Annotated in this window: 27 protein-coding genes and 2 pseudogenes; 17 read left to right on the forward strand and 12 right to left on the reverse strand. The window is 45.5% G+C overall.

Annotation, left to right across the window (positions count from 1 at the left end; genetic code table 11):
- Positions 1-24: 24 nt before the first annotated feature.
- The gene (locus JCM19039_RS00190; RefSeq protein ID WP_052398367.1) at positions 25-267 is read left to right on the forward strand and encodes a hypothetical protein; all 243 of its coding nucleotides are present in this window, start codon (positions 25-27) and stop codon (positions 265-267) included.
- Positions 268-303: 36 nt separating this feature from the next.
- Here the strand turns inward: JCM19039_RS00190 and JCM19039_RS00195 are convergent, their stop codons facing one another.
- The 4 genes from JCM19039_RS00195 to JCM19039_RS00210 all read right to left on the reverse strand — a co-directional run bounded on the left by JCM19039_RS00195 (position 304) and on the right by JCM19039_RS00210 (position 3,034).
- On the reverse strand, positions 304-1,122 hold the full coding sequence (locus JCM19039_RS00195) for an SDR family oxidoreductase (RefSeq protein ID WP_042422687.1): 819 nt from the start codon (positions 1,120-1,122) through the stop codon (positions 304-306).
- Positions 1,115-1,393 carry a hypothetical protein gene (locus tag JCM19039_RS00200; RefSeq protein ID WP_052398368.1) on the reverse strand — a complete coding sequence of 93 codons (279 nt, stop codon included), beginning with the start codon at positions 1,391-1,393 and terminating at the stop codon, positions 1,115-1,117. Before JCM19039_RS00200 ends, JCM19039_RS00195 begins: the two co-directional genes overlap by 8 nt.
- A 94-nt stretch (positions 1,394-1,487) precedes the next feature.
- Positions 1,488-2,642, reverse strand: a complete 1,155-nt coding sequence (tnpB, locus tag JCM19039_RS00205; RefSeq protein ID WP_042422690.1) for an IS200/IS605 family element RNA-guided endonuclease TnpB — start codon at positions 2,640-2,642, stop codon at positions 1,488-1,490.
- 89 nt (positions 2,643-2,731) lie between these two features.
- Positions 2,732-3,034, reverse strand: a complete 303-nt coding sequence (locus tag JCM19039_RS00210) for a PadR family transcriptional regulator (RefSeq protein ID WP_042423395.1) — start codon at positions 3,032-3,034, stop codon at positions 2,732-2,734.
- Positions 3,035-3,253: 219 nt separating this feature from the next.
- Between JCM19039_RS00210 and JCM19039_RS23515 the strand changes: the two genes are divergently transcribed.
- From JCM19039_RS23515 to JCM19039_RS00245, 7 genes and pseudogenes are all read left to right on the forward strand, one after another.
- Positions 3,254-3,442 (forward strand): hypothetical protein, encoded by a 189-nt coding sequence (locus JCM19039_RS23515; RefSeq protein WP_152550031.1) that lies wholly within the window; start codon positions 3,254-3,256, stop codon positions 3,440-3,442.
- A gap of 239 nt (positions 3,443-3,681) precedes the next feature.
- Positions 3,682-4,655, forward strand: a pseudogene (locus JCM19039_RS00220) (tRNA dihydrouridine synthase).
- Between the two features lie 286 nt (positions 4,656-4,941).
- Entirely contained in the window at positions 4,942-5,616 is a 675-nt protein-coding gene (locus JCM19039_RS00225; protein ID WP_052398369.1) for a type 1 glutamine amidotransferase, read from the forward strand.
- A gap of 13 nt (positions 5,617-5,629) precedes the next feature.
- Positions 5,630-6,337, forward strand: coding sequence for a class I SAM-dependent methyltransferase (locus JCM19039_RS00230; protein WP_042422695.1), 708 nt, complete (start codon positions 5,630-5,632; stop codon positions 6,335-6,337).
- Between the two features lie 13 nt (positions 6,338-6,350).
- Entirely contained in the window at positions 6,351-7,151 is an 801-nt protein-coding gene (locus JCM19039_RS00235) for a nucleotidyltransferase domain-containing protein (RefSeq protein WP_042422698.1), read from the forward strand.
- A gap of 862 nt (positions 7,152-8,013) precedes the next feature.
- Positions 8,014-8,304, forward strand: coding sequence for a DUF5316 family protein (locus tag JCM19039_RS00240; RefSeq protein WP_042422701.1), 291 nt, complete (start codon positions 8,014-8,016; stop codon positions 8,302-8,304).
- Between the two features lie 62 nt (positions 8,305-8,366).
- Positions 8,367-8,849, forward strand: a complete 483-nt coding sequence (locus JCM19039_RS00245) for a DJ-1/PfpI family protein (protein ID WP_052398370.1) — start codon at positions 8,367-8,369, stop codon at positions 8,847-8,849.
- 237 nt (positions 8,850-9,086) lie between these two features.
- Here JCM19039_RS00245 and JCM19039_RS00250 read toward each other — a convergent pair whose 3' ends face one another.
- From JCM19039_RS00250 to JCM19039_RS00260, 3 genes and pseudogenes are all read right to left on the reverse strand, one after another.
- Complete coding sequence (locus JCM19039_RS00250; RefSeq protein WP_042422704.1) at positions 9,087-10,226, reverse strand: zinc-dependent alcohol dehydrogenase family protein; 1,140 nt, start codon at positions 10,224-10,226, stop codon at positions 9,087-9,089.
- 13 nt (positions 10,227-10,239) lie between these two features.
- A pseudogene (locus JCM19039_RS00255) lies at positions 10,240-11,049 on the reverse strand (N-acyl homoserine lactonase family protein).
- Positions 11,050-11,172: 123 nt separating this feature from the next.
- On the reverse strand, positions 11,173-12,348 hold the full coding sequence (locus JCM19039_RS00260) for an MFS transporter (protein ID WP_193744099.1): 1,176 nt from the start codon (positions 12,346-12,348) through the stop codon (positions 11,173-11,175).
- 159 nt (positions 12,349-12,507) lie between these two features.
- Here JCM19039_RS00260 and JCM19039_RS00265 point away from each other — a divergent pair, with 159 nt between their 5' ends.
- Positions 12,508-13,077: a GNAT family N-acetyltransferase gene (locus tag JCM19039_RS00265; RefSeq protein WP_042422708.1), complete on the forward strand. Its 570-nt coding sequence runs from the start codon at positions 12,508-12,510 to the stop codon at positions 13,075-13,077.
- A 246-nt stretch (positions 13,078-13,323) separates the two neighbouring features.
- On the opposite strand, the gene katG is transcribed toward JCM19039_RS00265, so the two are convergent.
- Both katG and JCM19039_RS00275 read right to left on the reverse strand, forming a co-directional pair.
- The gene (gene katG / locus JCM19039_RS00270; protein WP_042422711.1) at positions 13,324-15,540 is read right to left on the reverse strand and encodes a catalase/peroxidase HPI; all 2,217 of its coding nucleotides are present in this window, start codon (positions 15,538-15,540) and stop codon (positions 13,324-13,326) included.
- Between the two features lie 187 nt (positions 15,541-15,727).
- The gene (locus tag JCM19039_RS00275) at positions 15,728-16,147 is read right to left on the reverse strand and encodes a hypothetical protein (protein WP_042422714.1); all 420 of its coding nucleotides are present in this window, start codon (positions 16,145-16,147) and stop codon (positions 15,728-15,730) included.
- Between the two features lie 558 nt (positions 16,148-16,705).
- Between JCM19039_RS00275 and JCM19039_RS26135 the strand changes: the two genes are divergently transcribed.
- Together JCM19039_RS26135 and JCM19039_RS26140 are read left to right on the forward strand one after the other, a co-directional pair.
- Positions 16,706-16,954: a cyclase family protein gene (locus tag JCM19039_RS26135; RefSeq protein ID WP_255343596.1), complete on the forward strand. Its 249-nt coding sequence runs from the start codon at positions 16,706-16,708 to the stop codon at positions 16,952-16,954.
- Between the two features lie 17 nt (positions 16,955-16,971).
- Positions 16,972-17,325: a cyclase family protein gene (locus JCM19039_RS26140; protein WP_255343597.1), complete on the forward strand. Its 354-nt coding sequence runs from the start codon at positions 16,972-16,974 to the stop codon at positions 17,323-17,325.
- Between the two features lie 148 nt (positions 17,326-17,473).
- Here the strand turns inward: JCM19039_RS26140 and JCM19039_RS00285 are convergent, their stop codons facing one another.
- The 3 genes from JCM19039_RS00285 to JCM19039_RS00295 all read right to left on the reverse strand — a co-directional run bounded on the left by JCM19039_RS00285 (position 17,474) and on the right by JCM19039_RS00295 (position 20,655).
- Positions 17,474-17,680 (reverse strand): hypothetical protein, encoded by a 207-nt coding sequence (locus tag JCM19039_RS00285; RefSeq protein WP_042422717.1) that lies wholly within the window; start codon positions 17,678-17,680, stop codon positions 17,474-17,476.
- Positions 17,681-17,733: 53 nt separating this feature from the next.
- Positions 17,734-20,004, reverse strand: a complete 2,271-nt coding sequence (locus tag JCM19039_RS00290; protein WP_042422720.1) for a YhgE/Pip domain-containing protein — start codon at positions 20,002-20,004, stop codon at positions 17,734-17,736.
- A 75-nt stretch (positions 20,005-20,079) separates the two neighbouring features.
- Entirely contained in the window at positions 20,080-20,655 is a 576-nt protein-coding gene (locus tag JCM19039_RS00295; RefSeq protein WP_042422722.1) for a TetR/AcrR family transcriptional regulator, read from the reverse strand.
- A 170-nt stretch (positions 20,656-20,825) separates the two neighbouring features.
- On the opposite strand from JCM19039_RS00295, the gene JCM19039_RS00300 reads away from it, so the two are divergent.
- From JCM19039_RS00300 to JCM19039_RS00320, 6 genes are read left to right on the forward strand one after another with little or no spacing between them, the layout of a single operon-like run.
- Positions 20,826-21,425, forward strand: a complete 600-nt coding sequence (locus tag JCM19039_RS00300; RefSeq protein ID WP_042422723.1) for a hypothetical protein — start codon at positions 20,826-20,828, stop codon at positions 21,423-21,425.
- Complete coding sequence (locus tag JCM19039_RS22835; protein WP_081834236.1) at positions 21,422-21,745, forward strand: CHY zinc finger protein; 324 nt, start codon at positions 21,422-21,424, stop codon at positions 21,743-21,745. The genes JCM19039_RS00300 and JCM19039_RS22835 overlap by 4 nt, the downstream gene beginning before the upstream one ends.
- Complete coding sequence (locus tag JCM19039_RS00305; protein WP_042422725.1) at positions 21,742-22,020, forward strand: hypothetical protein; 279 nt, start codon at positions 21,742-21,744, stop codon at positions 22,018-22,020. The genes JCM19039_RS22835 and JCM19039_RS00305 overlap by 4 nt, the downstream gene beginning before the upstream one ends.
- A complete protein-coding gene (locus tag JCM19039_RS00310) occupies positions 21,996-23,201 on the forward strand; it encodes an MFS transporter (RefSeq protein ID WP_042422728.1) in 1,206 nt (401 codons plus the stop codon). Before JCM19039_RS00305 ends, JCM19039_RS00310 begins: the two co-directional genes overlap by 25 nt.
- A gap of 3 nt (positions 23,202-23,204) precedes the next feature.
- Positions 23,205-23,582: a hypothetical protein gene (locus JCM19039_RS00315; protein ID WP_042422731.1), complete on the forward strand. Its 378-nt coding sequence runs from the start codon at positions 23,205-23,207 to the stop codon at positions 23,580-23,582.
- Between the two features lie 36 nt (positions 23,583-23,618).
- Positions 23,619-24,197 (forward strand): glycerol-3-phosphate responsive antiterminator, encoded by a 579-nt coding sequence (locus JCM19039_RS00320; RefSeq protein WP_042422733.1) that lies wholly within the window; start codon positions 23,619-23,621, stop codon positions 24,195-24,197.
- Positions 24,198-24,373: the final 176 nt, after the last annotated feature.

The raw sequence follows: 24,373 nt of genomic DNA on the forward strand, positions 1-24,373 counted from the left end.
CCTATAAATTTGGAGGTGTTTAAATTGAGATACTTAACAGTAATCGGCAGCTTACTATTTGCTAGTGGTTTGATGCTACTCGGCTTCATGCACGTGGCCATAGCTACGTATTCGCCTCATCTTGGGGATTATTCTGGGTCTCGTTTGCTCGCTACGCTATCGCAAATCTCTGGTACTGTTCCTTATTTTCTGAGCATCGTTCTTGCATTCGGTGGAGCTGCATTGCTAGTCATTGCAGTCGTTACGAGCAAAGAAAAGGATAAATAAAGTGCTCGTAGCACCTCATCTATCCGATTTGTCGGTTTACCCTTGTTCCTTAAGCATTTTTGCGACGCTCGGGGTTGTCCCGCCGTCGACACGTAAATCTGTTCCGGTGATATAAGAAGCTTGATCGCTAACTAGAAAAGCGACGGCTGAGGCAATTTCTTCAGCCTCACCAAAACGTTGCAAAGGCGTCACTTCCAGCATTTTTGCCATCATCGGTTGGCCCGCTGCTTCTTGTTTGCCCATGGGCGTATTAATTGAGCCTGGTGATACGGATACGATGCGTGCGCCTTTTTTCCCCCAAGCGAGCGCCTGTTCTTCTACAATAAGCAGTACCCCCAACTTCGATAAAGCGTAAGCACTGCCAGAATTATTTTCGGTCATCGGAAGTAGCTGTTCAACCGTATTGTCCGCTAACGGTTGCTTTAGTAACAGAGTGTATGGCCCCTCTTTTGGCGGATTGTGAGCACTCATCGATGAGATACAAACGACTGCAGTTCCTTCTTCTGCAAGTGGGTAGAAGCTGTCCAAAATGATTCCTGTGCCAACAAGGTTGACGTTAAGCATTTGCCTTGCATCACCCATTGTTGGAGAGACCCCAGCCGTATGAATGAGTGCCCGTAATTTTCCTAATGAAGCCGCGCGATCTGCCAATGCTTGTACGTCTTGACGATTCGTAATATCAACCGTTTGATAATGAACATCCGTAATCCCTTTTTCAAGTAAATGCTGTTTCGCCTCTTGCAACCGCGTTTCATTTATATCCGCTAACAAAACCGTGCCAAGTGGACCAACCTGCTCAGCCGTTGCCTTTCCCATACCGCCTGTACCACCTGTAATTACGTAAACATTATTCATTCGGATACCCTCCTGTTTTTAACCAGTGAATTAAGTTTTCTAACCAATTAATCTTATGTTCATGGTGACTGACAAGATAGCTGTCTAGAAACAAGCGTAACTCTTCAACATTGTCGATCGGGTGATTGCGATATTGTGTGATTTCTTGCCAATCGGTATTTATTTTATCGATTTTCTTCTGGATAATCGCAATCACTTGATCTGTGTCGACATGGTGGAGATTTGCCAATCCCACAATCATCCCTTGAATGTCTTCGGATTTCTCAAACAATGATTGAACTACTCGGCACTAAAGTACCGAGATTCCTAGAAGCACAAACCTTGACCGAGCATGATTGATACTGGACAGCGGGTTTCGTTCATGGCTAGGCGATCCCCGCAGCCCCTGCGGTTCTGAGTCCTTCTTGAAGAATGTTTTTGGCAGCGTTGATGTCGCGATCGTGAGAGGTATGGCAGGCTGAGCAGGACCACTCACGAACGTGTAGTCCTTTCTTGCCATCATGGTGCCCACAACTCGAGCAAAGCTGGGAAGATGGGAACCACCGGTCAACCTTAATGAATTGTTTCCCATACCAGTCAGCCTTGTACGTGAGCTGTGTCACAAACATCGACCAGGAGACATCACTGATGGCCGAAGCCAGCTTACGGTTGCGAAGCATCCCTTTCGCATGAAGGTCTTCCACCACGATCCGATCGTGGTTTTTGATGAGATCGGTGGATCGCTTATGCAAAAAGTCCTTTCGTTGGTTGGCCACTTTTTCATGGAGACGAGCGACAACACGTTTTTGCTTTTCATAATTTTTCGCCAAGTGTAACGGAGTTCCACGACGCTTTGCTCCTTCAGCTCGACGTGACAACTTTCGTTGCTCACGAGCGAGCTTTTGTCGCATCGCCTTTGTGAAGCGGTGATTGTCCATTTTTTCACCGCTCGATAGGATGGCGAAGTTGGTGATTCCAAGGTCAACACCCACCGATTGCCCTGTGGACGGCAGGGGCTGTACATCGGCTTCAACCTTAAGTGATACGAGATAACGACCGCTCGCTTTGCGAGTGATGGTTGCAGCGATGATGCGTCCTTCGATAACACGACTCCCACGAATCTTCACCCAGCCGAGTTTCGGGAGCTTAATTCGGTTGTTCGTGACCGTGTTAGTAAATACTTGGGCTTTTCCTTGGATGGCCGTCGTGTACGATTGCACAGGATTTCGCTTACTCTTAAACCGTGGGTACTTGCCTAGCTTTGCGTAGAATCGTCGGTAGGCATCGGCAAGCGACCACACAGATTTTTGCAAAGCGGTACTGTCCACGTCCTTTAAAAAAGGAACGTCACCCTTTAGCAAGGGCAATGCATTCGCACACGCCTTGTAGGTAAGGCCTTTGCCGGTTTCGGTGTAAGTGTGCTCCCAGGAGGCACGGAAATGGTTGTAGACGAACCGGCAGCAGCCAATTGTCTGAGCAATTTGTTCTTGTTGCTTTAGATTGGGGTACAACCGAAACTGAATGCCTTTGTACGTCAACATAGCGAACCTCCATTCTGGGAACATATATTCTTATGTTCAGTATACCATGAATGGATTGAAACGTCTGATAATTCAAAACGGAGAGCCATTCATTTCACGACTAAAGTCGCGAGTGTTCTGTCTCTCTGATCATAAATTTGTTTCGGCAACGAGTGTCTTCCTTGCTCCGTAATTTGAAAAAGCTGCTTATCAGGCCGATTTTCTTCCTTCACAACCTCAGTACGTGCAACGAATCCTTTTTTCTCTATTGATTTGAAGTGATAATACAATTTGCTCTCCGTTATTCCGCCAAAACGATCAAGGGGAATCGGCTCGGATAGTTTTTTCTTTAACTCATAAGGATATGTGTCGCTTTCCATTATCTGTCCGAGTATGAAGAGTTGAACAGACATCTGCACACCTCAAATGCAATATATATTCGGTATATACGAGAAAAACTAATGTCAGATTATTTTGAATTCATTTGGGGTACGTGTAAGTATAAGAATTTCTCAGTTGAATGGAGAGGGTGTTCGAATGAGTGCCAAAGAATATGGTGTACACGTACTAAAAGCAGCGGGGGAATTGCGCTTGGAATCCCGATCGCGTTCGGATTATTTTGGGTGCTTGACATGAACATTGACTTGTTGCAAATCGTAACGGTTGCGGCCACAATTTTTATATTAGCGATGATCTTTATTCCGATTGTACCGTCGCGAACGAAAAAACGAGCGATGACAACGAAGCAAAGCGCCATTCGGTACGTACTCTTTTTCGCAATTGTCGTTAGTATTGTTATTGGAATTAGCTTTATGATTTAAGAATGCGGTGGAAATTGGTTGGGAAAACGATCCTTTTGGTGATGGGTTTAGTTTGAAGGTTTTTAATTCTGGTGTTTCTCTTCAAACTAGCGATATAGTTACTGACGGTAAACGGAGAGCTTAACCAATCCGTGAATCCTAGCACCTGATATGGTACAATAATGCGGGCAAGAAATATAGTTATATAAAAGAGAAGTCTAAATATAGAGCACTACCGTTACGAAAGGAAAGAGATGAGTATGAAAGACAATTTCTGGCGTGAATTGCCACGGCCGTTTTTCATCCTTGCGCCTATGGAAGATGTGACTGATGTTGTATTCCGTCACGTCGTGAGTGAAGCAGCAAGGCCGGATGTGTTTTTTACGGAGTTTACGAACTCTGAAAGCTACTGCCATCCGGAAGGGAAGCAAAGCGTCCGTGGACGGTTGACGTTTACTGAAGATGAGCAGCCGATGGTTGCGCATATATGGGGAGATAAGCCTGAGCTCTTTGAGCAAATGAGTATTGGCATGGCAGAAGAAGGTTTTCGCGGCATCGATTTAAATATGGGTTGCCCCGTGCAAAATGTTGCAGGTAATGGAAAAGGGAGCGGCCTCATTCGTCGTCCGGATGTAGTGGCTGAACTTATTCAGGCAGCGAAAGCAGGAGGCTTCCAGTCAGTGTGAAAACGCGGCTCGGGTACACGTATGTCGACGAGTGGCGGGACTGGCTAACCCACGTCCTAAAACAAGACATTGCGAACTTATCCATTCATTTACGAACAAAGAAAGAAATGAGTAAAGTCGAAGCACATTGGGAGCTCATCCCTGAGATCAAGAAGCTTCGAGATGAAATTGCACCAGACACGTTACTCACCATTAACGGAGATATTCCGAATCGACAAGTCGGATTAGAACTCGTTGAAAAATACGGTGTAGATGGTGTCATGATTGGTCGAGGCATCTTCACAAACCCATTTGCCTTCGAAAAAGAACCGAGAGAGCATACGAGCGAAGAATTGCTCGACCTGTTGCGTCTACAACTTGATTTACACGATAAATATCATCAAGTTGAATCACGAGCGTTCAAGCCGTTGCATCGCTTCTTCAAAATATACGTGCGTGATTTCCGTGGTGCCAGCGACTTGCGCAACCAACTCATGAACTCCAACTCAACTGGCGAAGTACGCTCGCTGTTAGACGCGTTCCAAGCAGAAGCGGCAGAGACGGTATAGAACTCCTATAGAGGCCATAGTGCCTTTTAGGAGTTTTTTGTTTTGCACAATTTTCGGTGGAATGAGCAAGAGTGGAAGGTGATCGATACTCGTTATTGGTGCATAGCTACGTCAAAAGTGCCGTTTAAGGACAGACGAACCCTAAAACTGGAAACGTTGGCAGTTCGAGCACTCGGGCAACATTCTCTACCCTTCTTTTGCATATAAAAATCTGACAGTTCATTAAATTCTCCAGAAAAACGTGATACGATAAAAAAGACTGTCACCGTAGAGAGGAGAACATCCATTGACTGTACTCGTAATTCAACCGAGCAATATTTCTCCGTTAGGCGATTTAGAAACGTATATAGTAGAAGAGCAGATTCCGTATACGTCCATTCAAATTGAGCGAGGCGAGGTGCCGCCAACGAGTGATGCCGGATTTACAGCGCTCATCGTTCTAGGGGGAGAGATGAGTGTTAACGATAAAGCGCTCTATTCATTTATAGAAAGCACTCAACAGCTAATACGAATGTTTCATGAAAAAAGCAAACCTATTCTAGGTATATGTTTGGGTGGACAAATGATTGCTAGTGCTTTCTCGGCTTCGATTACCCGTATGCCAACAAAGGAATTTGGATTAACGTTGCTACATAAAACTTCAAGTGCGAATTCAGATCCGTTATTTTTTGATTTGCCGAAACGAATGAAGTTTATGCAGTATCATGAAGATGTATTTTCGCTACCTACAGAGGCTTTGCAGCTCTGTAGCGGAGATGTATGTGAACAACAAGCTTTTCGGATTGGAAGCAAAACGTATGCGTTGCAGTTCCATCCAGAAGTGAATGCCCGCATTGCTAGTGAGTGGGTCGAACATTTTGGACAGCAAAACCGACGTGTAGAAAAAATTGATGGGAGTGATCTAGCAGAGGCGCAAAGCTGGGCTGCACATTTGTTTCGCCGTTGGCTAACACTCGTTTAGACAGGAGGTTCCTATGAAGCACGAACCAAAAGCGGTCTTTGATCGACTCGCAACCACGTATCAATCTGATATTGATCAAACGAGTCCGTATAATGCTCTTTATGAGCGGCCGGCGATGATGGCAGCACTTCCAAACTGCCTTGAAGGCAAACGTGTACTCGATGCCGGGTGTTCAGCTGGATGGTACGCCTCTCAGTTGACGGACCTTGGAGCGGTTGTGACCGGCATTGATGTGAGCCCTGAGATGGTGAATGCTGCCGAAGAACGTGTAGGTGGCGCTACGTTTCTTTGTCATGACCTTAAAGAAGAGCTCCCGCTTCTTGATCATACATTCGACATCATTATCAGTTCATTGACTCTTCATTATGTGGAAGAGTGGACGCCGACGTTTTCCGAATTCCGACGGATCCTAAAACCGAACGGAACACTCATATTTTCTGTTCACCATCCGTTTATGGACTTTACGAAGTTCGAGAGCACGAATTATTTTGATACGACGTTGCTAACAGACACGTGGGAAAAGCCGTCGATTACAGTTGATGTCAGCTTTTATCGTAGACCAATGCAACAGATCATTCATGATACGACTCAGTTTTTTCGATTAGAGTCACTTATTGAACCTCAACCGTTAGAAGAAATGAAAGAAACTCATGAACGTGCGTACCAATATTTGAACACTCATCCACATTTTCTTATTGTGAAAGCAAGAACTTCGCTTTAAAAAGGAGAGCACAATGAAAAAAATTAAAAGAGGGTATGGACTGAATCATGACGGGTATATCGTGAGTGACGTATCAAAACAGTGTATTTCATCTCATTACGAGGGTTGTATAGAAGATTCAGTTCAGCGGTTGTCCAAGCAATTCAAAGAGCAAGTACACAGCATCTACGTGTATGGAAGCGTGGCGAGAGGGGATGCAACACCCGTCACATCTGACCTTGATCTTATCGTAGTGTTTACTAGAGCACTTACCGAAAAAGAGAACGAACATCTGAGGAAGTTAGAGAAACAGTTGTCCGATGATTACAAGCAGCTCGTTCGTGATATAGGGTTTTCCCTTGCGCAATATGATGAAGTGATGGACCCATCTACGTACGAAGAACAAGCCTTTATTAAGGAAATGAGTGTCAATGTGTATGGCGACGACCTCGGGGATCATTTTGGACCGTATGCGCTCACACCACAACTGGCCATACGTTTTAATGGGGATATCGGGGCATCACTCCAACGTGTGAAGAACAGGCTACATACCGCTTCAAAACAGGAATTGCCACGCATCGTGCACAGTTTCTCAAAGAAACTCATACGCACATACTATTCCATGGTTAAAGCTCGTTCTCAAATCTGGACAACAAAACTACATGAACAAGCCGAGGTCGTCATCACATATTTTCCAGAGAAACAGTCAACACTCGATACGCTCCTCCAATGGGTAGACACACCGCCACAAAACATTGATGAAGTACGGCAGTTTTTTATAACGGAAGGGGAATGGCTGCAGGAACATTTTCACGAAGAAGCATCGAAATATTAGGTGGCGTCGTTTATTGAAATTCAAGAAAATTAGAACACATACTCATAGATGGTGAATTCTATACAAATGTTAAATGAGCGCTTTAGACATTTCATCAAGAGAGAATTTCATCATCACCCGTTTTTCTATTATGCGTTTCTATATAGAATGAACGTAACATTTTCTTGACTTGCACTGTTGGGTTGGAGGGGTAGCGCGGTGCTGGATGCCATTCTGCGCGCTAGTTTCCCCCATCTGCGCGCAAGTTTGCGCTTTTCACCGATGTTAGCGCCGATATCACCAAACTTGCGCGCAGTTTGTTCCAACTTGCGCGCAGATTCCAAGCTGTAGTGCCAACGACACGTCGGCCCCGCCGGGCCGAAACGAAACCGTACTCGGTTCGTCGCGGCTCCCGCCTACAGCTTGTGGGTACTTCAGGGCGAGGATGTACAGGTATCTTGTAATCAGTTACCGAGTTTGCTCATTCTATTCCCTAGTTTATGAGAATAGATCGTTTATCCTACGATTCCCCCAACTCCAGAACAGTTCGTCCGCAGCTCGAGCACAGTTTCCACTTTTCTAAGCGTACCATTAGTTCTTGAAGAAATTCTTTCGTTCAGCTTATATAGTCATTATCACGCTAGTTTTATTAGGGATAATCATCGAGTTGTTTACCCCTTACGCGCAGCTTGTCGCCTATGTTGTTTTGCTCATTTCAATTACCTATTGCAGGATTGCCGTTTTCCAGATGATCAAGATGAAGCGTCAAGGAGGGGATCCCTGAACGGGTAATCAAAGGAAATATCGTACTCATCATCATTATGGGTGCATGCCTCACTTATACGATCATGAGAGTATTATAGTTCGAAACGGGAGGTCTACAATGATTTCGTTTGGATTAGGGTTGTTCCTATCGGCCGTCATTTATCTGTCCTATATTTATTTTCAACAAATCGAATGGCTCATCGTACCACTCGGTGTAATGGGTATCGGTGGCATCATTTTAGGCGGTATTATCTCGGGTGCTTTCCAAGTAAAAGCGGCGCCGGGGGAGAGTTTTACCCGTGAAACAACAAGTGAGCGAAACCTAAAAACAAATTGGTCTACACGCGTATTTCTCTTTAGCTTACCAAGTTTTGTTGCGCTCATCTTAAGTATGATCGGGCAATTTTAAAGTTTCGTTCTTGTTGCTCAATATACCTATATGGGGTATATTGATTTAAAGAGGTGATGAACATGAAAGAGATCAACGTCGTTATTTTGCTGTTTGATGATGTGGATGCTTTAGATTTTGCGGGCCCTTATGAAGTGTTTAATTTATCGACCTATGCTGAAGCCGATGTGGAGAAGCTTTTCACGAATCGCTTAAAACGTAAGCCTTTCCGAGTGCGCACGGTATCAAAAGATGGGGCAGCCATTGAAGTGCACAATGGATTAAACGTCACGCCTGACTTTTCTTTCAATACGTGCCCGGATTTTGATCTTCTAATCGTACCTGGAGGCCCATTAAAAGCGATTCAACGTGGGTTAGCCGATGAAGAAACCGTCGATTGGATTGCCAGCCATAAAGAGAAGAAAGTAGCATCTGTTTGTACGGGCGCTTTCTTTTTGGCAAAGGCGGGGTTGTTAGAAGGACGAAGTGCGACAACAAACCGTGTCGCAGCAAAATGGCTCAAACAAATGTTTCCAAATGTGCAAGTGAAAACAGGTGTCCGCTAAGTTGATGAAGGATCGGTCGTTACGAGCGGAGGTGTTTCTTCGGGCATTCACATGAGCTTGCACCTTGTCGGCACACTATTCGATGAGGAGATGGCCAATCGTTCGGCACAAACCATTGAGTTTGAGTGGGAAGCGTAGGAGAGGCAGTCTACCCGCTCTTAGCTCTAGTGAGGCCCGTTGCGGTACTTGTATTTCCATCCGATGAGTAAAGCGACCCACAACTGTGGGTCGCTTTACTCACGTTGCAGGGAACTCAACGATAATGCGCTGTGATTTGCCAGCGTGAAGCCGGTCAAAACCTTCATTGATATCTTCGAGTGCAATCTTCTCGCCAATGAGTTGGTCGACAGGTAATTTGCCTTGTTTAAACAAAGAAATATACCTTGGAATATCTCGGGTAGGTACGCAGCTTCCTAAGTACGATCCTTTAATTGTCCGCTCTTCGGCAGTTAAAACGACTTGCGGAAACGAGAATTCATCTTTAGGATCTGGCAAACCACTTGTAATCGTCGTACCGCCGCGCCGAGTGATGTTGTACGCCGTTTTCATTGCAGGCACAACACCGGCAGTCTCAAAGGCATAATGGACGCCGCCAGCGGTATCAGCTTTTATTTGCTTCACTACACCATCGTCGGATGCGTTGTATACAGCCGTGGCACCAAGCTCTTTGGCATGTGCGAGCTTCTCCTCGTTCAAGTCAACAGCGATGATGCTTTTTGCACCTGCTAATACCGACCCGAGCACCGCATTCATGCCGATTCCACCTAGCCCAACGACGGCGACATCTGTGCCTGGCTTTACTGCAGCTGTGTTGATGACAGCGCCAAGACCAGTAATGACGGCACATCCGAACAGGGCGGCTTGGTCAAAAGGAAGGTCGGGGTCGATCTTGATTGCCGAATTGGTGGACACGATACTGTATTCGGAGAATCCGGAAATGCCAATATGCGAATACACATCGGTACCGTCTTCTTTTTGGATGCGTGTGCCACCGGAGAACATTTCACCGGCGTTATTGGATGCTGCGCCAGGTTCACAAAGTGCTGGCCGGCCCTCTTTGCACGGAAGGCATTGTCCGCAACTTGGGACGAACGCGCATACGACGTGATCTCCAACGTCAAAACCAGTAACGTTTTCCCCAACTTCTGTGACGACACCGGCAGCTTCGTGACCGAGAACCATCGGCGTTTGCCGCTTGCGACTGCCGTTAATGACAGATAGGTCGGAGTGGCAAAGACCGGCGGCGCGCACTTGAATTAACAGTTCGTTTGGCCCGGGGCTTGCCAGTGTGACGGTCTCAATCTTTAGCGGCTCTGACTTGGCGTATGGCATATCGTAACCGCTTTCATATAACACGGCGGCTTTACACTTGACCATAAATGAATCCTCCTTATTCATAGTAGCCATCGGTTGATTTGCGGAATGCTTCAAATTGATTGGCGTCATGTCCGTACCAAATATCTGCATCACGATCTTTAGCTAACGCTTTAATGTAATTTGCCGTCTTTTGCCAACCGATGCTGTCATAAATAATGCCTGGCGGGCGTAATGGTGGTCCAGCACTGTCTTTTGTATATAAAGCGTCAGATGCTAATATGATGGTGCCTTTCTCTTCTAGCTCTACTTGCAAGCCGAGCATTCCCCAGGCATGTCCACTACCGAAGTTCAACACTTCAACACCTTCTGCCAGTTTGATTGATGCTTTGTCGGGTTCGATTGGCTCCCACATGAGACCGTTTTTCATCCAGGCATCGATGTCATCCCATATATAAGCTCCTGAGCTTTATCGATGAGCATAAACGTTTAGCGCTCCGTTCAATTCATCTCGATGCACGATGATCTTCGCACGAGTGAACAATTCCAAGCAGCCGGCATGATCCATATGCAAATGCGAACATACGACAAACGAGATGTCTTCCGGTCGCACACCTAACTGCTCTAAACGATGAGGTAAATAGCATTCTTCAGGTTGATCTAAAGGAAAGCCGACTTGAACAGCATCAGGCCAACGACCTTCTGAACCCATAGAATCAGGGTTGCATGCCGTATCGAATAGAATTTTTCCTTCGGGATGATCAATCAAAACTGTATAAATTGGGAACTTCACCATTTCGTTAGGCTTGCTAGGTTCAGCGTTTGTTGCTTGATTACTGCCGGCAATTAATAGATTGGCATCCATGGACAATCTTCCGTTATCCATCACATACAGCTTCGGTCTTGCCTTATGATAGTTCAAAACGACCCCTCCATTTTCGAAATAGTGTCATAAATGTCTTGCAATTATAACTATTACGCTCATTTTCAGTATTGTCAAGCGATGCAGTTACGTGGATTGGGTCATTTTTTCAAGGCGGAGCATGGCAAAAACGCCGAGCAAAGGACCGATCGAGATGATTAAGAACACCGCTCCCCAGCCAATTACAGGAACGAATACAGAGACAAGATAAATGGATACTGCTGTTAGTAAAAAGCCAACGCCTAGTTGCATCGTTAAAGCAGTCCCGACGTATTCGGGACTAGCATAGTCAGATACGAGGGCAGAGAATTGTCCAGAATCAGCAATAATCGAGGCGCCCCAAATGATGGCGACGAGAGCTGTAAGGAGTGGGTGCTGTTGAAATGTTAAGCCGATCAGAATGGCGCATATACTACTCGTAGTCATCGCAATAATGGTAAACCGTACCTTACCCATTCTCTCCGCCCAAACGCCGCCAAGAAAGCTACCCATCCCACCAAATATACCAATGGCAACAAAGGCGATGAAATAACTATAAGACGAGTCAGAATTGGTGAAGCTTGCCATTAGAAAAAACGGAAGCCACGTCCACATTGCGTACAGCTCCCACATATGAAACCAGTAGCCATAGTTGGCATACATAACTTTGCGGTTTCTTACTACATAGTGGATATTACGAAACGAAAACTTCGAAGACGAAGCTTTCGTCTCTTTCGTTGGAAGCAATACAAAAAGTGCCAAGCCGGCAATGATCGCAAGAACAGAACTTATCAAAATCGTCGTTTGCCAGAGTAAATCGGTTTGAAAGCCGAGCAACAAGTAAGGTAGGGCTGAACCGAGTGTTAACCCCGCGATCAGAATTCCGATGCTAATGCTTCGAAAACTTTGGAACCACAAAGAGACAAGTTTAATCGCAATCGGGTAGACTCCTGCGAGCACGAAGCCGGTGAGAAAGCGCAACACGAGCGCAAGTTCGAGCGTAGAGCTGAATATGAGAAGTCCATTAAAAACACCTGAGGCAATGCTCGCGACCATAAAAATTCGTTTCGGATTGTAACGATCAGCAAGACCGAGTAGTGCTGAAACAGTCGCTCCACATGCAAAACCGAGCTGCACAGAAACGGTCACAACCCAACCTTGGTCCACCGATAATCCCCATTCTTCTTGAAGGCTCGGCAAGACGGCAGAAGCGCTGAACCAAACACTTAACGCACACAATTGCGCCACGACGATGACAGTTAGAGCTACCCAGCGGCTACGCATGATGTTCATACCTCCGTGTCCAGTCAATACATTCATTTTATCATTAATCTAAATTTTGGAATAAATAAAAGGGCACATTTGTGATGTTTGAATTGCACAGATCAATGGTACGATAAGATTGTACTGATTTTTAAACATAGGAAAGCAGGGAAACTCATCATGATTCGAAAAGCAGCCAAAGATGATGCAGAACAAGTCGCACGCCTTGTCGATGTAGTGTTTGAGCCACATATTCGGCGGTGGACAGGTGGTGCAGATGAAGAAGAACGACTGCAGTTAATTCACCACTTTTTTAAAAACGGAGCCAACGCCTTTAGCTATCAATGTACCGATGTGTATGAGAATAACGGGCGTATCGATGGCATTGTTGTTCATTATCCAGGTGAACAAGATGAAGCCCTTTTCAAACCAGTCATGGAATATGTCAGGGAACATTATCCAAACGGGAAGACCGATCCTCCCGAAAAAGAAGAACCTAGTCCAGAGTATTATATCGGCCTCTTATCCGTCAGTGCCGAGGCACGAGGACAAGGGTTAGGTACAAAATTAATTGAACATGCAGAAAGAGAAGCGTTAAAAACAACAAACAGCACCGCGCTGTCTGTAAGAGAAGACAATGGTCAAGCAGAGAAATTATATAAGCAACTAGGTTATCATTACAAAAAGACGCATAAATCAGATGAACTCGTCTATGACTATCTCATTAAAAATCTCGGACGCCCACAGTAAAGCTTCCGCTCTAATGTGAGGATTTTAGACACCTGTCATCCGAAAACCTACCCAAATTCCAACATAAGTACGTCAATGTTGGAACTTACGGTTTCTACGTGGGGATAAGCAAGGGGGAATTGTCTCTTTTGTTAGTGAAATTCCCACGTAGAGTGTGTTATGTGGCGATTTCATTTGTCAAAATACAAACGTGCGCAACTCCAAAAAAACCGCCGAGCATACCGTATGCTCGGCGGTTTTTATAATTTACTTCACAGCTGCAACATTTTCTGTCGCTTTTCTGACTTTCACATCATAGCGGTCAGCGTCCATGATCTTCACCCAAGCTTGAACGAAGTCATTGACGAATTTCTCTTTATTGTCTGCTTGCGCGTACACTTCTGAAAGTGCGCGAAGCACAGAGTTTGAACCGAAGACGAGATCTACCCTCGTTGCTGTACGAACAACGTCGCCTGTTTTGCGGTCCCGACCTTCATATAGGTTGTGGTCAACGGGCTTCCACTCAATGTTCATGTCCAACAAGTTTGTAAAGAAATCTGTTGAAAGTGTACCGATAGAATCTGTGAACACTCCGTGGTCGGTATCATCGTAGTTGGCGCCAAGAACACGTAACCCGCCGATGAGGACGGTCATCTCTGGGGCAGTAAGTGTTAATAGTTGAGCTTTGTCGATGAGAAGTTCCTCAGGACTTACGCTATATTGTTTCTTCTCGTAGTTTCTAAAGCCGTCTGCAAATGGCTCCAATACTTCGAAGTTCTCCACGTCTGTTTGCTCTTGAGTGGCATCTCCGCGTCCTGGTGTGAACGGTACGCGAATATCAACGCCGGCATCCTTCGCTGCTTTCTCAACAGCAGCAGAACCACCGAGGACAATCAGGTCAGCAAGGCTCACTTTCTTGTCGAGCTTGCTTTGCACGCCTTCAAGTACTGAAAGTACTTTATCGAGCTTTTCTGGTTCGTTGACTTCCCAGTCTTTTTGAGGAGCAAGACGAATTCTCGCACCGTTAGCTCCACCACGCATATCAGAGCCGCGGAACGTGCTTGCTGATGCCCAAGCCGTCGTGACGAGTTCACTAATCGTGAGACCCGAATCGAGAAGCGTCGCTTTTAGCTGATCGATCTCTTGCTCGCTTAATTCGTAATCAACGGATGGAATTGGATCTTGCCAAATAAACTCTTCTTTTGGTGCTTCAGGGCCAAGATAACGATCCCTTGGTCCCATGTCACGGTGAAGAAGCTTGAACCATGCACTCGCAAATGCATCCGCAAATTCCTCAGGGTTACTGTGGAAACGACGACAAATCTTCTCGAAGTCTGGGTCCATGCGCATCGCCATATCAGCTGTCGTCATCATCGTAGGTACGCGTTTTGAACTGTCTGCAGCACTAGGAGCCATGTCTTCTTCTTTTTGATCAACGGCTTTCCATTGGTAAGCGCCTGCAGGGCTTTTCGTTAGTTCCCATTCGTAACCAAAAAGTAGATCAAAATACGTCATGTCCCACTTCGTTGGTGTTGGTGTCCATGCACCTTCGATGCCACTTGTGATCGTGTACGGACCATTTCCTGATTCGTAACTGTTAGCCCAGCCTAAACCAAGAGCTTCCATCGGCGCAGCCTCTGGATCATCAGCGACATGCTTGTCTGCATCTCCGGCACCGTGAGATTTCCCGAACGTATGCCCACCTGCGGTAAGCGCAACGGTCTCTTCATCTGTCATTCCCATGCGGCGGAATGTGTCGCGAATATCTCGTCCGCTTCCAAGCGGATCAGGTTCACCATCTGGACCTTCAGGGTTTACGTAGATCAGACCCATTTGTACGGCGGCAAGCGGGTTCTCGAGCTCACGATCTCCGTGGTAACGGTCATTGCCGAGCCACTCCGTTTCAGGTCCCCAGTTCACATCTTCTTCTGGATGCCAAATGTCTGGACGACCGCCAGCGAATCCAACGGTTTTTCCACCCATCGATTCAATGGCTACATTTCCTGTGAGTACGAGAAGGTCAGACCAAGAGATCTTGTTCCCGTACTTTTGCTTAATTGGCCAAAGCAAACGACGCGCTTTATCCAAGTTACCGTTATCTGGCCAGCTATTTAATGGAGCAAAACGTTGAGAACCAGTCGCTCCTCCACCACGTCCGTCAAATGTACGGTACGTACCTGCAGCGTGCCAAGACATACGAATAAAGAACGGACCGTAATGACCATAATCTGCAGGCCACCAGTCTTGGCTATCCGTCATTAAGTTTTCGAGGTCTTTTTTCAGCGCGAAATAGTCAAGCTTTTGAAATTCCTCTGTATAATCAAAGTCTTCATCCATCGGGTTCGACTTCGTATCGTGCTGCTGAAGAATGTTAAGATTAAGTGCGTTTGGCCACCAATCCTTATTTTGGGTTCCAGTTGTTGATGGGTTGGTCGTGCTCCCGTGTGTCACCGGGCACTTACCATTATTGCTATTTGCATCCATGTAAAAATTCCCCTCTCTTTTGTTTGAAATAAGTATGAAATTTTGAAATGGAAATAACGATTCTCACATTATAATTATAATAAACTGAGCCCGTAATGAAAAGCAATATGCATGTTTTGTAAAAAAGAGTTTTAACTTAGGGGTTTAAATAATTAGTAACTCCTTGCTGTGTTCCCGACATAGAAGATTACTCAGCTTCGTCGAGCTCATCATGAATGGATTGAAAAAGCGTATTCTCACTCACAATTTCATAGTTCTTGTTCTCTATACTGATTCCTGTTTCCGACACGAGTAATGAATATGTGTGACCGGTATCATAGCTTACGATCGTTAAGCTGTAAGAAACATTTATTGGAGGGGCGCTCCCTTGAACCATTTCCATAGAACTGGATGGTTGAAGAAAACGGGTAACATTCTCACTACCTTCAATCTGAACGGTAATGGGGTCTGTGTCATGCAATTCGTACATGCTAACCGATGTAAATTGCTCAGCCGTAATCGTTTCATGCAATTCCTCACCAAACGTTGTTGTTCTTGGAAACAAAAGGAAAACCGTGATGCCGATAATGAGCACAAGTATCCCAATAACAACCCATCGCACCTTCATTCACGAGTCCCTCCTCGTAAAGGTAGAAAAGTTAGAACAATTTGAATTTATTATAACATATCGTTTCTGTAGTCGAACAGTCGCAAGCGAACCTAAAACCCATCATATAAATGCATGGTGGGTGTAAGTTCGCTTGCCTATACTGATCACGAGTTCACAATAACATCATGAGCAAAATGATTGCACCAGCAATCAAGACGCCGCCGGCAATGCTCGAATAAGGCAACCGACGCCACGCATGAAAATCGGAAAGATAAAAATAACCATAATCGCTATGACAAGTATTGTTACAATATCCATCTGTGTCACTCCTTGGAAGCATCTCTGTATGGTATAGCTTCCCCATTTTAGAGGATGTGAAACGAAATGTCATGTTGCAAGTTGTCAAAAAATGCTGTCGCATCATTTCCCGGGAAATGAAACCTTTTAAAAATCTCAATCATATACAAATGTTGATAAATGTATACACTAGACGCAGCATAAATGGATAGAATTTTAGAGTTAGGAATGAGAATAAATAGTTAAATACGTTAAATTAGCGTACTCGATTTTGATGGAATGCCGGTATATCCGGGTTTGCCACAAACAGAGGTGGACAAAAGAGTACGGATTGCGAATGGAGATCCATGGTATAGAAGTGTACTGAAAATGTATTTGCATGCGGGAACTCATGTGGACGCACCTTTTCACTATGATTCTAACGACCGTGGTAATGATCAAGTGCCGATTGAAGACTTCATTTATGAGTCTCCACTGCTGTTTGATGTTGAATTTGGGGAAATGAATACATTACTGTGGATATGTTAAAAGCAGCAGGGGAGCAGTTGGAGAGGTCAGACCTGTTGATCTTTAATACAGGATATTGGAAATACCGCAATGAGGATTTCGTAAAGTACGCGAATGGATTCCCTGCGCTATCTGTCGAGGCTGCACACTTTATCCGGACGTCACTACCTGTGTGCAAAGCCGTTGCAATTGATACGATTAGCATCGAGAACGTGAACGATGCACCAGAAAATCACTTCGCCGTGCACAACGCGCTGCTTACAAAGCCGGATTTCAGCGAACGTTCCTTACTCATTTATGAAGATATAAATCCCGAACCCTCATCAGCCAGAAACTTAGGTCTGCATTTGCAGCACCGCTTCGCATTCGCGGTATGGGCGCGTCACTCGTAAACATGATCGTTAAAGTGGAAAGTTAAAAAGCAAAGGCCGTTGCAACTTAATAACACGAATATTACGGACTTGTCAGACCTGACTGGTGTGACGTGCATGGGTGTTGAATAGGTGCACACCCGTGTCGGAAGCGTGCACCTCCCAGTGTCTAATCATCCCTCCAATCTGCGCGCAAGTTTCTGTTTTCTGCGCGCAAGTTTGCACTTGGCGTAGGATTTACGTGATGCTTACCGGTAACTTGCGCGCAGAACGGTCTTTCGTCTTGCCCGTATGTGCCGCCATCCCCTGTGGCAACGGATTCAGAGAACCTTCCTTTGCATTTCCAATCCCAATCCCAATCCCAATCCCAATCCAAAACCCTAGCATCCTGTCGGCGCGAGCCGCGCCGAACCGATAAGGATCCTACCTTTACTCATCATCTTCTTGTTTTTGTTTCTTCTTGTGAGCCAAGAAGAAGTAAAGAAACGCAAGGCCTACAGAAATGACAAGCATAAGGAGAAGCGGCCAAGTGTCTACAAGAAGTTCCGGTCGGTCCATATGAACGGTTGCTCTCATGCCAAAGACCGAGTACGTCATCGGAAGAAGATGGTGCACCCATTGGAACGGAGCAGGAACCAATTCAACAGGGAATGAACCACCGCTACCACCGAGTTGAATAATTAATAGAATGATGCCGATAAATCGCCCGGGATTGTCGAGTGCGGCAACGAGCAGGAAGATGATGGCCATAAAACTGAGGCTAGAAAACCAGAGAGATAGGCTGAACCACACCGGATTTGAGATCGTTAGATCGAGCATTAAGAATACGGCGGCAAGCAACGCGGCCGATTGAACGGTAGCTACGGTCCAAACGACACCGAGCTTTCCTGAAAACCAACGCCAACTCGTTTGGTGGTCCGCTAGTGCGGTGCGAAAAGGATAAATAATCGATAGTGTCAAACCGCCAACGTATAACGCAAGCGATAAGAAATACGGGGCTAGCCCTTCCCCGTACGTGTATTCATTTAAAGGCTCTTCAGATGCTGACTGTACAGGTGAGTGAAACAAGGATTGCTGCTCTTCATTCAGCTGGTTGTCGAGCAGTGTGTCACTAAGCGTCATGAGATTTTCATATAATTCCAGTGCACCGTCATCTAAATCAAGAATGCCTTCGCGAATCTCGTCACTACCGGTGTACGCACCCTGCACACCTGTGTGGAGTTCGGACGCCCCGTCATCAAGCTGCTCCATACCGTCATTTAGGTCTGAAATTGCGTACGCTGCTTCAGAAAATGTGTCTTCAATCGTACGGACAAGGTCATCGGTTTGTTGGAGAGCGGATTGCAAATTGTAAAGAGTGGTCGTTAAATCTTCTACCGTTTCAAATTCATCAAAACCGCCTGTGCCTAACCCGTCTGGCAATGAAGACGCCAAAGCATCGAAACTCGCATTCACGTCAGCGATCCATTGTTCAATTTCAGCTCTGCCTTCAGAGAGCGTTGATGAGGCATCGGCATACATTTGTTCAACATCTGTTGTAAGTGTATCGACACGGTCCGTGCGTTCCTCCAATTCATTGGATAACGATTGCAAGGAAGCGTGAACATCTTCCAATTCCTCACATACCGCCTGCTCTTCGCACGCGTCAAGTCGATCCTCGATCGATTGAAGCTGCTCATCGACCGTATCACCAACAAGCTGTACACTCTCGTTCACATCCTCCACTTGTTGAAGCACCTCTGCCGCAGTTTCAATGGAACTTTGACTGCTTTCTAGCTGTTCTTCCCATTCATTCCACGTCTGTTGAGCGTCACTAAGTGTGCTTCTCGTTTGTTGCCACGTCGTTTCAAGATTAGCGACCGCGCGCACCACATCGTTGAACGACTCGCTTTCCAAATAACCGATCGCTTGTGCGGTCTCTCGCTCCAACTCATCCAGTCGATTGCCAATCTGGTCCACTTCTTCGCTCGACTCATACCGCTCAATCAGCTTGTTTACCTCTTGGTGAAGCTGTGAAACGCCGGCTGACGCTTCGTGTAGCCCTGTTTCCAACTCTTCTGATCCTGACTCCAAGTCATCCAGCCCACTTACGAGCGTTTCCATATTTTCAAAAGCCCGCGTCGTACCGTCAGCAATCTCTTCTGCGCCGTCTCGCAAGTCAGCAACCGCTTCTGTTAGCGTACTGTACGCGTCATCAGCAACGTCTACATACGTTTCCGTCAGTGTACGCTGGAGCTCTTGCTCCATCTCATCGACTGCTCCCGAACCGAGTTGCCCACCGACAAAACTCATGTCCTCGTTAATGTTGTAGTGGATCACCCCTTGTTCAGGCGTTTCATCACGAATGCTCGTCACATTTTTAGAGAAATCAGTAGGGATGTGAACGTAAAAATAATAGTCAAAATCCTGGAGTCCACGTTCCGCATGCCGGGAATCGGTCACTTCCCATTGGAAATCTTCATTCTCCAGTAGCGTATCAACAAATTCTTCTCCTGCATTTACATGTTCCTCATCAATCTGTGCCCCCGCATCCTCATTCACAATCGCAACAGGCAGATTTTCGATCTCCCCGTATGGGTCCCAAAACGCCCACAATAACAGCGCCCCGTATAAGACGGGAATGACCATAATGCCAAGAATTCCGATGCTCATCTTTTTATCCGAAAGAATGGCTCGCCATTCATCTATATATCCTCGCAATGTATTTCCTCCTAAAACCAAATGACCGAATTATTAATATGGTCATTTTATTGTAAAAAAGAAACATCGCTACGCTTATTGGATCGCGATGCCATCAAAAATATGGTTCCGAAATACATCATACAATTCTTGTTCAGTAAGGGGTGTTTCTTTTTGCTCCCAATCGACGATAAACGCCATATACAATTTATAAATCGTGAACGCCGTAATCTTCGCGTCAGCGATGCGAAGCCGCCCCTTTTCTGCGCCTCGTTCGACCGCTTGTTCTAGCGTCGATAAAATAAATTGTTCGACACGAGCAATGGCTTGAACCGCTTCGTGTGTTCCGTATATGTTTACTTCCTCTGTCAGTTGCGCCAACAATTTATGTTCTTTGCGATATTGCATCACGCCGTAGAGCGCTTTGTGTAACGTATGAAGAGTCGGACCATCGTGCTGTAATACACTGTCAAACAGGTCTTTAAAGTCAGCAAGTAAGTCGTCCATGACGGCTTCAAACAGCTCTTCTTTGTTTTTGAATTCCGTGTAAATCGTCCCTTTGCCGACGTGCGCGACTTTCGCAACATGTGCGACCGTAGACCCTTTGTATCCAAATAGAGAAAATGCGTGTTTCGCCGCCTCTTTAATGGATTGACGTTTATTAGTAATCACAGACCGCCACTTCTTTCCATCTAAAAATGACCAAAATACTAAAATGGTCAATTAAGTGTATCATGATGGTTGAAGACGTGCAAAGGTTTCTTTCAATCGTAAAGCATTGTATGATGAATATATCGGAATAATTAGAACAATAGAACGATACATACAGGAGGAACGACCCGATGAAGCGAATTGGTTTGCCCGTATTGCTCATGTTGCTCGTTGCATGTGGAGATTCGGGATCTGAAGAAATTGTGGAAGTGCGGGAGCAAACAGATGATGAGAAGCAATTCATGCCACTTATTCTTGACGGCTATGCGTTTTTTGCTGGGGAAGATCTTCGTGAGGATATTACTGGAATGGAAGTATCCTATGAAGTGTACATAGAAGGTGAGCAAGTGGATGAAAGCAATGTCTCAACAGGAATTAGGGAGAACCCATTCGAACTTGAAGACCTCATGATCGGTTACAACACGACAACAGTAGGGGATGAGCAAGAGGTTGAATTGATGATCCGGTGGTTAGAAAATGGCCACTACGGAGTGACTTCAGTCAATTCAACGATGGAACAACCACTTGACAGTGTGCAAGGGTTGTCGACCGTATACGCCCCAGAGATTAAGCAGACAGGGGAGAAAAGCCCGCTGTTCGCAAGGTTTGATTCTAGCCAAGTCGTTGAGGCATGGTATGAGGAAGATCACATTCAAAGCCTTATCCAACAAAATGATTATGTGTTTATTGTGTATGCGACATTAAAGCAAACGGACATTAATGAGCGATGATTCACATTCACGGGCAAGTATTAGATGAAGAGACGAGATGTGTTCATTACGACGGGCCAACAGATATTATTGCAATAAAATTTGCATGTTGTGGTCGGTATTATCCGTGTATACATTGTCATGAAGAGAATGAGTCGCACCGGCGGCGCACGTGGGCAACAGACGAACGCGATGAACGTGCCATTTATTGTGGGGCATGTAAATCCGAGCACACCATTCAAACGTATATGAACCATACCCATTGCCCACGGTGTTCGTCGTTGTGGAATGAAAACTGTAAATATCATCATCACTATTATTTTGAGGGGGACCGTACGTGAACGTCATTCGAAGAGACAACTATGTTGCAGGTCGTCCACAAATCGTAAAACAGTACGTGATGAGCGGGTTTGATGAGCCAGCCGAGCCGGTCGGGCGAGGGGGTGAGTGTGGGGAGAATGATCACCGGGCAAACGGTTACCTAGTAGTCGTAAGGCGTATTGACGTAGAGCACATTTCCGTGAATACCGTCGGGAAAGAACAACGCGAAGAGACAATGACCTTTGTTTGTTTTAATGAGGAGAAAAGCGAATGGGATCAGGACCTACGGCTATGAACCCGTGGCGAATGCTCGTCTGGTTATTTATCGGTCAAATCTTAATTGCATTTATAGGGAGAAGTGTCTCACCGCTCGGTGTATTCATCGGCGATTCCCTTCACTTAACGAATGCCCAGATTGGCATGCTCCCAGCGGCGCTGTTCTTCGGTCAATTTGTTGCTTCGATTCCTTTCGGAATACTCGTTGACCGTGTAGGGACAAAGAGGCTGATCCTTGTTCTTAGTCTTACGCTTGGCATTAGCTTCATGCTCGTATCGGTCACGTTTCATTTCATATTACTTCTCGCTTTTATGGCAATTGGTGGAATTGGTTACGGAGCGTATCACCCCGTTTCGACCCGAGGAATACTCGACTGGTTTGAAACGACCAATCGCGGCACAGCGATGGGCATTAAGCAAATGGGCGTGACTGCCGGTTCTGCACTCGCTGCATTCCTTCTCGTCCCGCTTTCTGATCAGTTCGGGTGGCGACCGGTGCTGTTCATTTCTGCCGCAGTTTTAATCATCGGAGGCACGATTGCGTATCTATTTTATCGAGATCCGCCTAAAGAGAAACTTGCGACGAGCACAGGAATGTGGAAACAGATGGCCGCTGTCGGGAAAAACCGTCATTTGCTACTCATCACAGTTGGCGCAGGCACATTGAGTGCGGGGCAAATGTCATTGAACACTTATCTCATCTTATATACGAATCAAATTTTGCTCATTCCACTCGTTCTTGCCGGCATGTTGCTCGTCATCTCAGAAATTAGCGGCTCCTCGGGTCGCATCATCTGGGGAATCGTTAGTGACAAACTCTTTCATGGCAATCGTTTCATTATCCTTTGTATCATCGCAATCATTTCAGCAGGCTGTGCGCTCGTTATGGGAGTGTTGCCTGCAGAACCTCCAGTTATATTGCTCGTTACTACAGTTATCCTATTTGGCTTTTCAATCGCAGGCTATAACGGCATCTGGCTCAATGCTGCAACCGAAGTTGTGCCGAAAGAACAAAGCGGCTTAGCGAGCGGGTTTACGACGAGCTTCGGAGCTTGGGGAGTGATCCTTGGTCCACCACTATTCGGACTCATCACCGATGTGACCGGCAGTTTCCAAGTCGCTTGGTTCACATTAGCCACACTTATGGCGATCGTGTCCATCTTATTTTTCGTTTTACATTATCAAATGAGGAGGAGTTAAATTATGCGACATGTGTATAGTGTAGGAGTACTCGTTCTCATCATCATTTTCTTCGCTGTGTACACCGAAATCTTAGCTTCCGTAAGAGAGCAATCAGAAATAAGCTTTGATGTGGTCGCACTCATTACAACAGCATCGATTTTACAACTGTTCGTAGGCGTCTTCTTAAGTCTGATCTTTATCGACGTTCGAAAGTTCAAAATCCGTCTATTTTCTTACATCGCCTGGTTTGGGGCGCTCGTCTTTATTGCCATTTACCTCATGCCCTATGTCGGATTTTTGCCTAACAGCACTTATTTTCACGTAGAAGGCACATCGGCATTTCTTCTCGTTGCGAGCGGCCTGCTCATTATGGCAGGATTCTTTCAAAATCGGGAGTAGGGAGAAGATGGAAGTGATAAGGGAGAGGGGTTTAGTATGAAGAAAACGACGAGATATCTTAACGATATTGTACAATCTCAAGTCATTGCAGCGATCAGCTCAGAGGATAAACTTGACGTTGCGATCAGAAGTGAGTCGAATGTGGCGTTTCTACTCACTGGAGATATTATGGTGTTGCCATCTTATGTGGAACGTCTAAAGAGCACGGGAATGCATGTGTTTGTGCACTTAGATTTTATAGACGGACTTGCAAACGATAAAAGTGCGATTGATTATATTGCGAAACAAGTAAAACCAACAGGTATCATAACGACAAAAAGCTTTCTCATAAAGCTTGCAAAAAAGCAAAACCTTTTAACGATACAAAGACTTTTCATTATTGATCGCAATGCCGTACAAAAAGGAATTACAATGACCAAGGACTCTCAACCTGATGCGATTGAAGTGTTGCCAGGAATTATCCCCAAGGTAATTCATCAATTTTTGGAATCTAGTAAACTTCCGATCATTGCAGGTGGTCTCGTTGACCGTGAACAGGAAGTTCACGAAGCGCTTGAAGCAGGTGTTCTAGCGGTATCAACTGGAGAAGCAGATTTGTGGAATTTAGGTGTTTAACATCATAGAGAGGCGAAACTTGCAGTTAATAATATAAAATAATTGAATATTGACGGAATTGTAAAGGTATTATAAACTGTTTAATACGATGAAAGTGTAAGGGCTTTCATATACGACAATAGAATATAGGGAAGAGATAATAAATGAGACGACCCTAACAAACATGCAAGGCGGAG

The organism is Geomicrobium sp. JCM 19039, assembly GCF_000698145.1.
Taxonomy (GTDB): Bacteria; Bacillota; Bacilli; order Bacillales; family Marinococcaceae; genus Geomicrobium_A.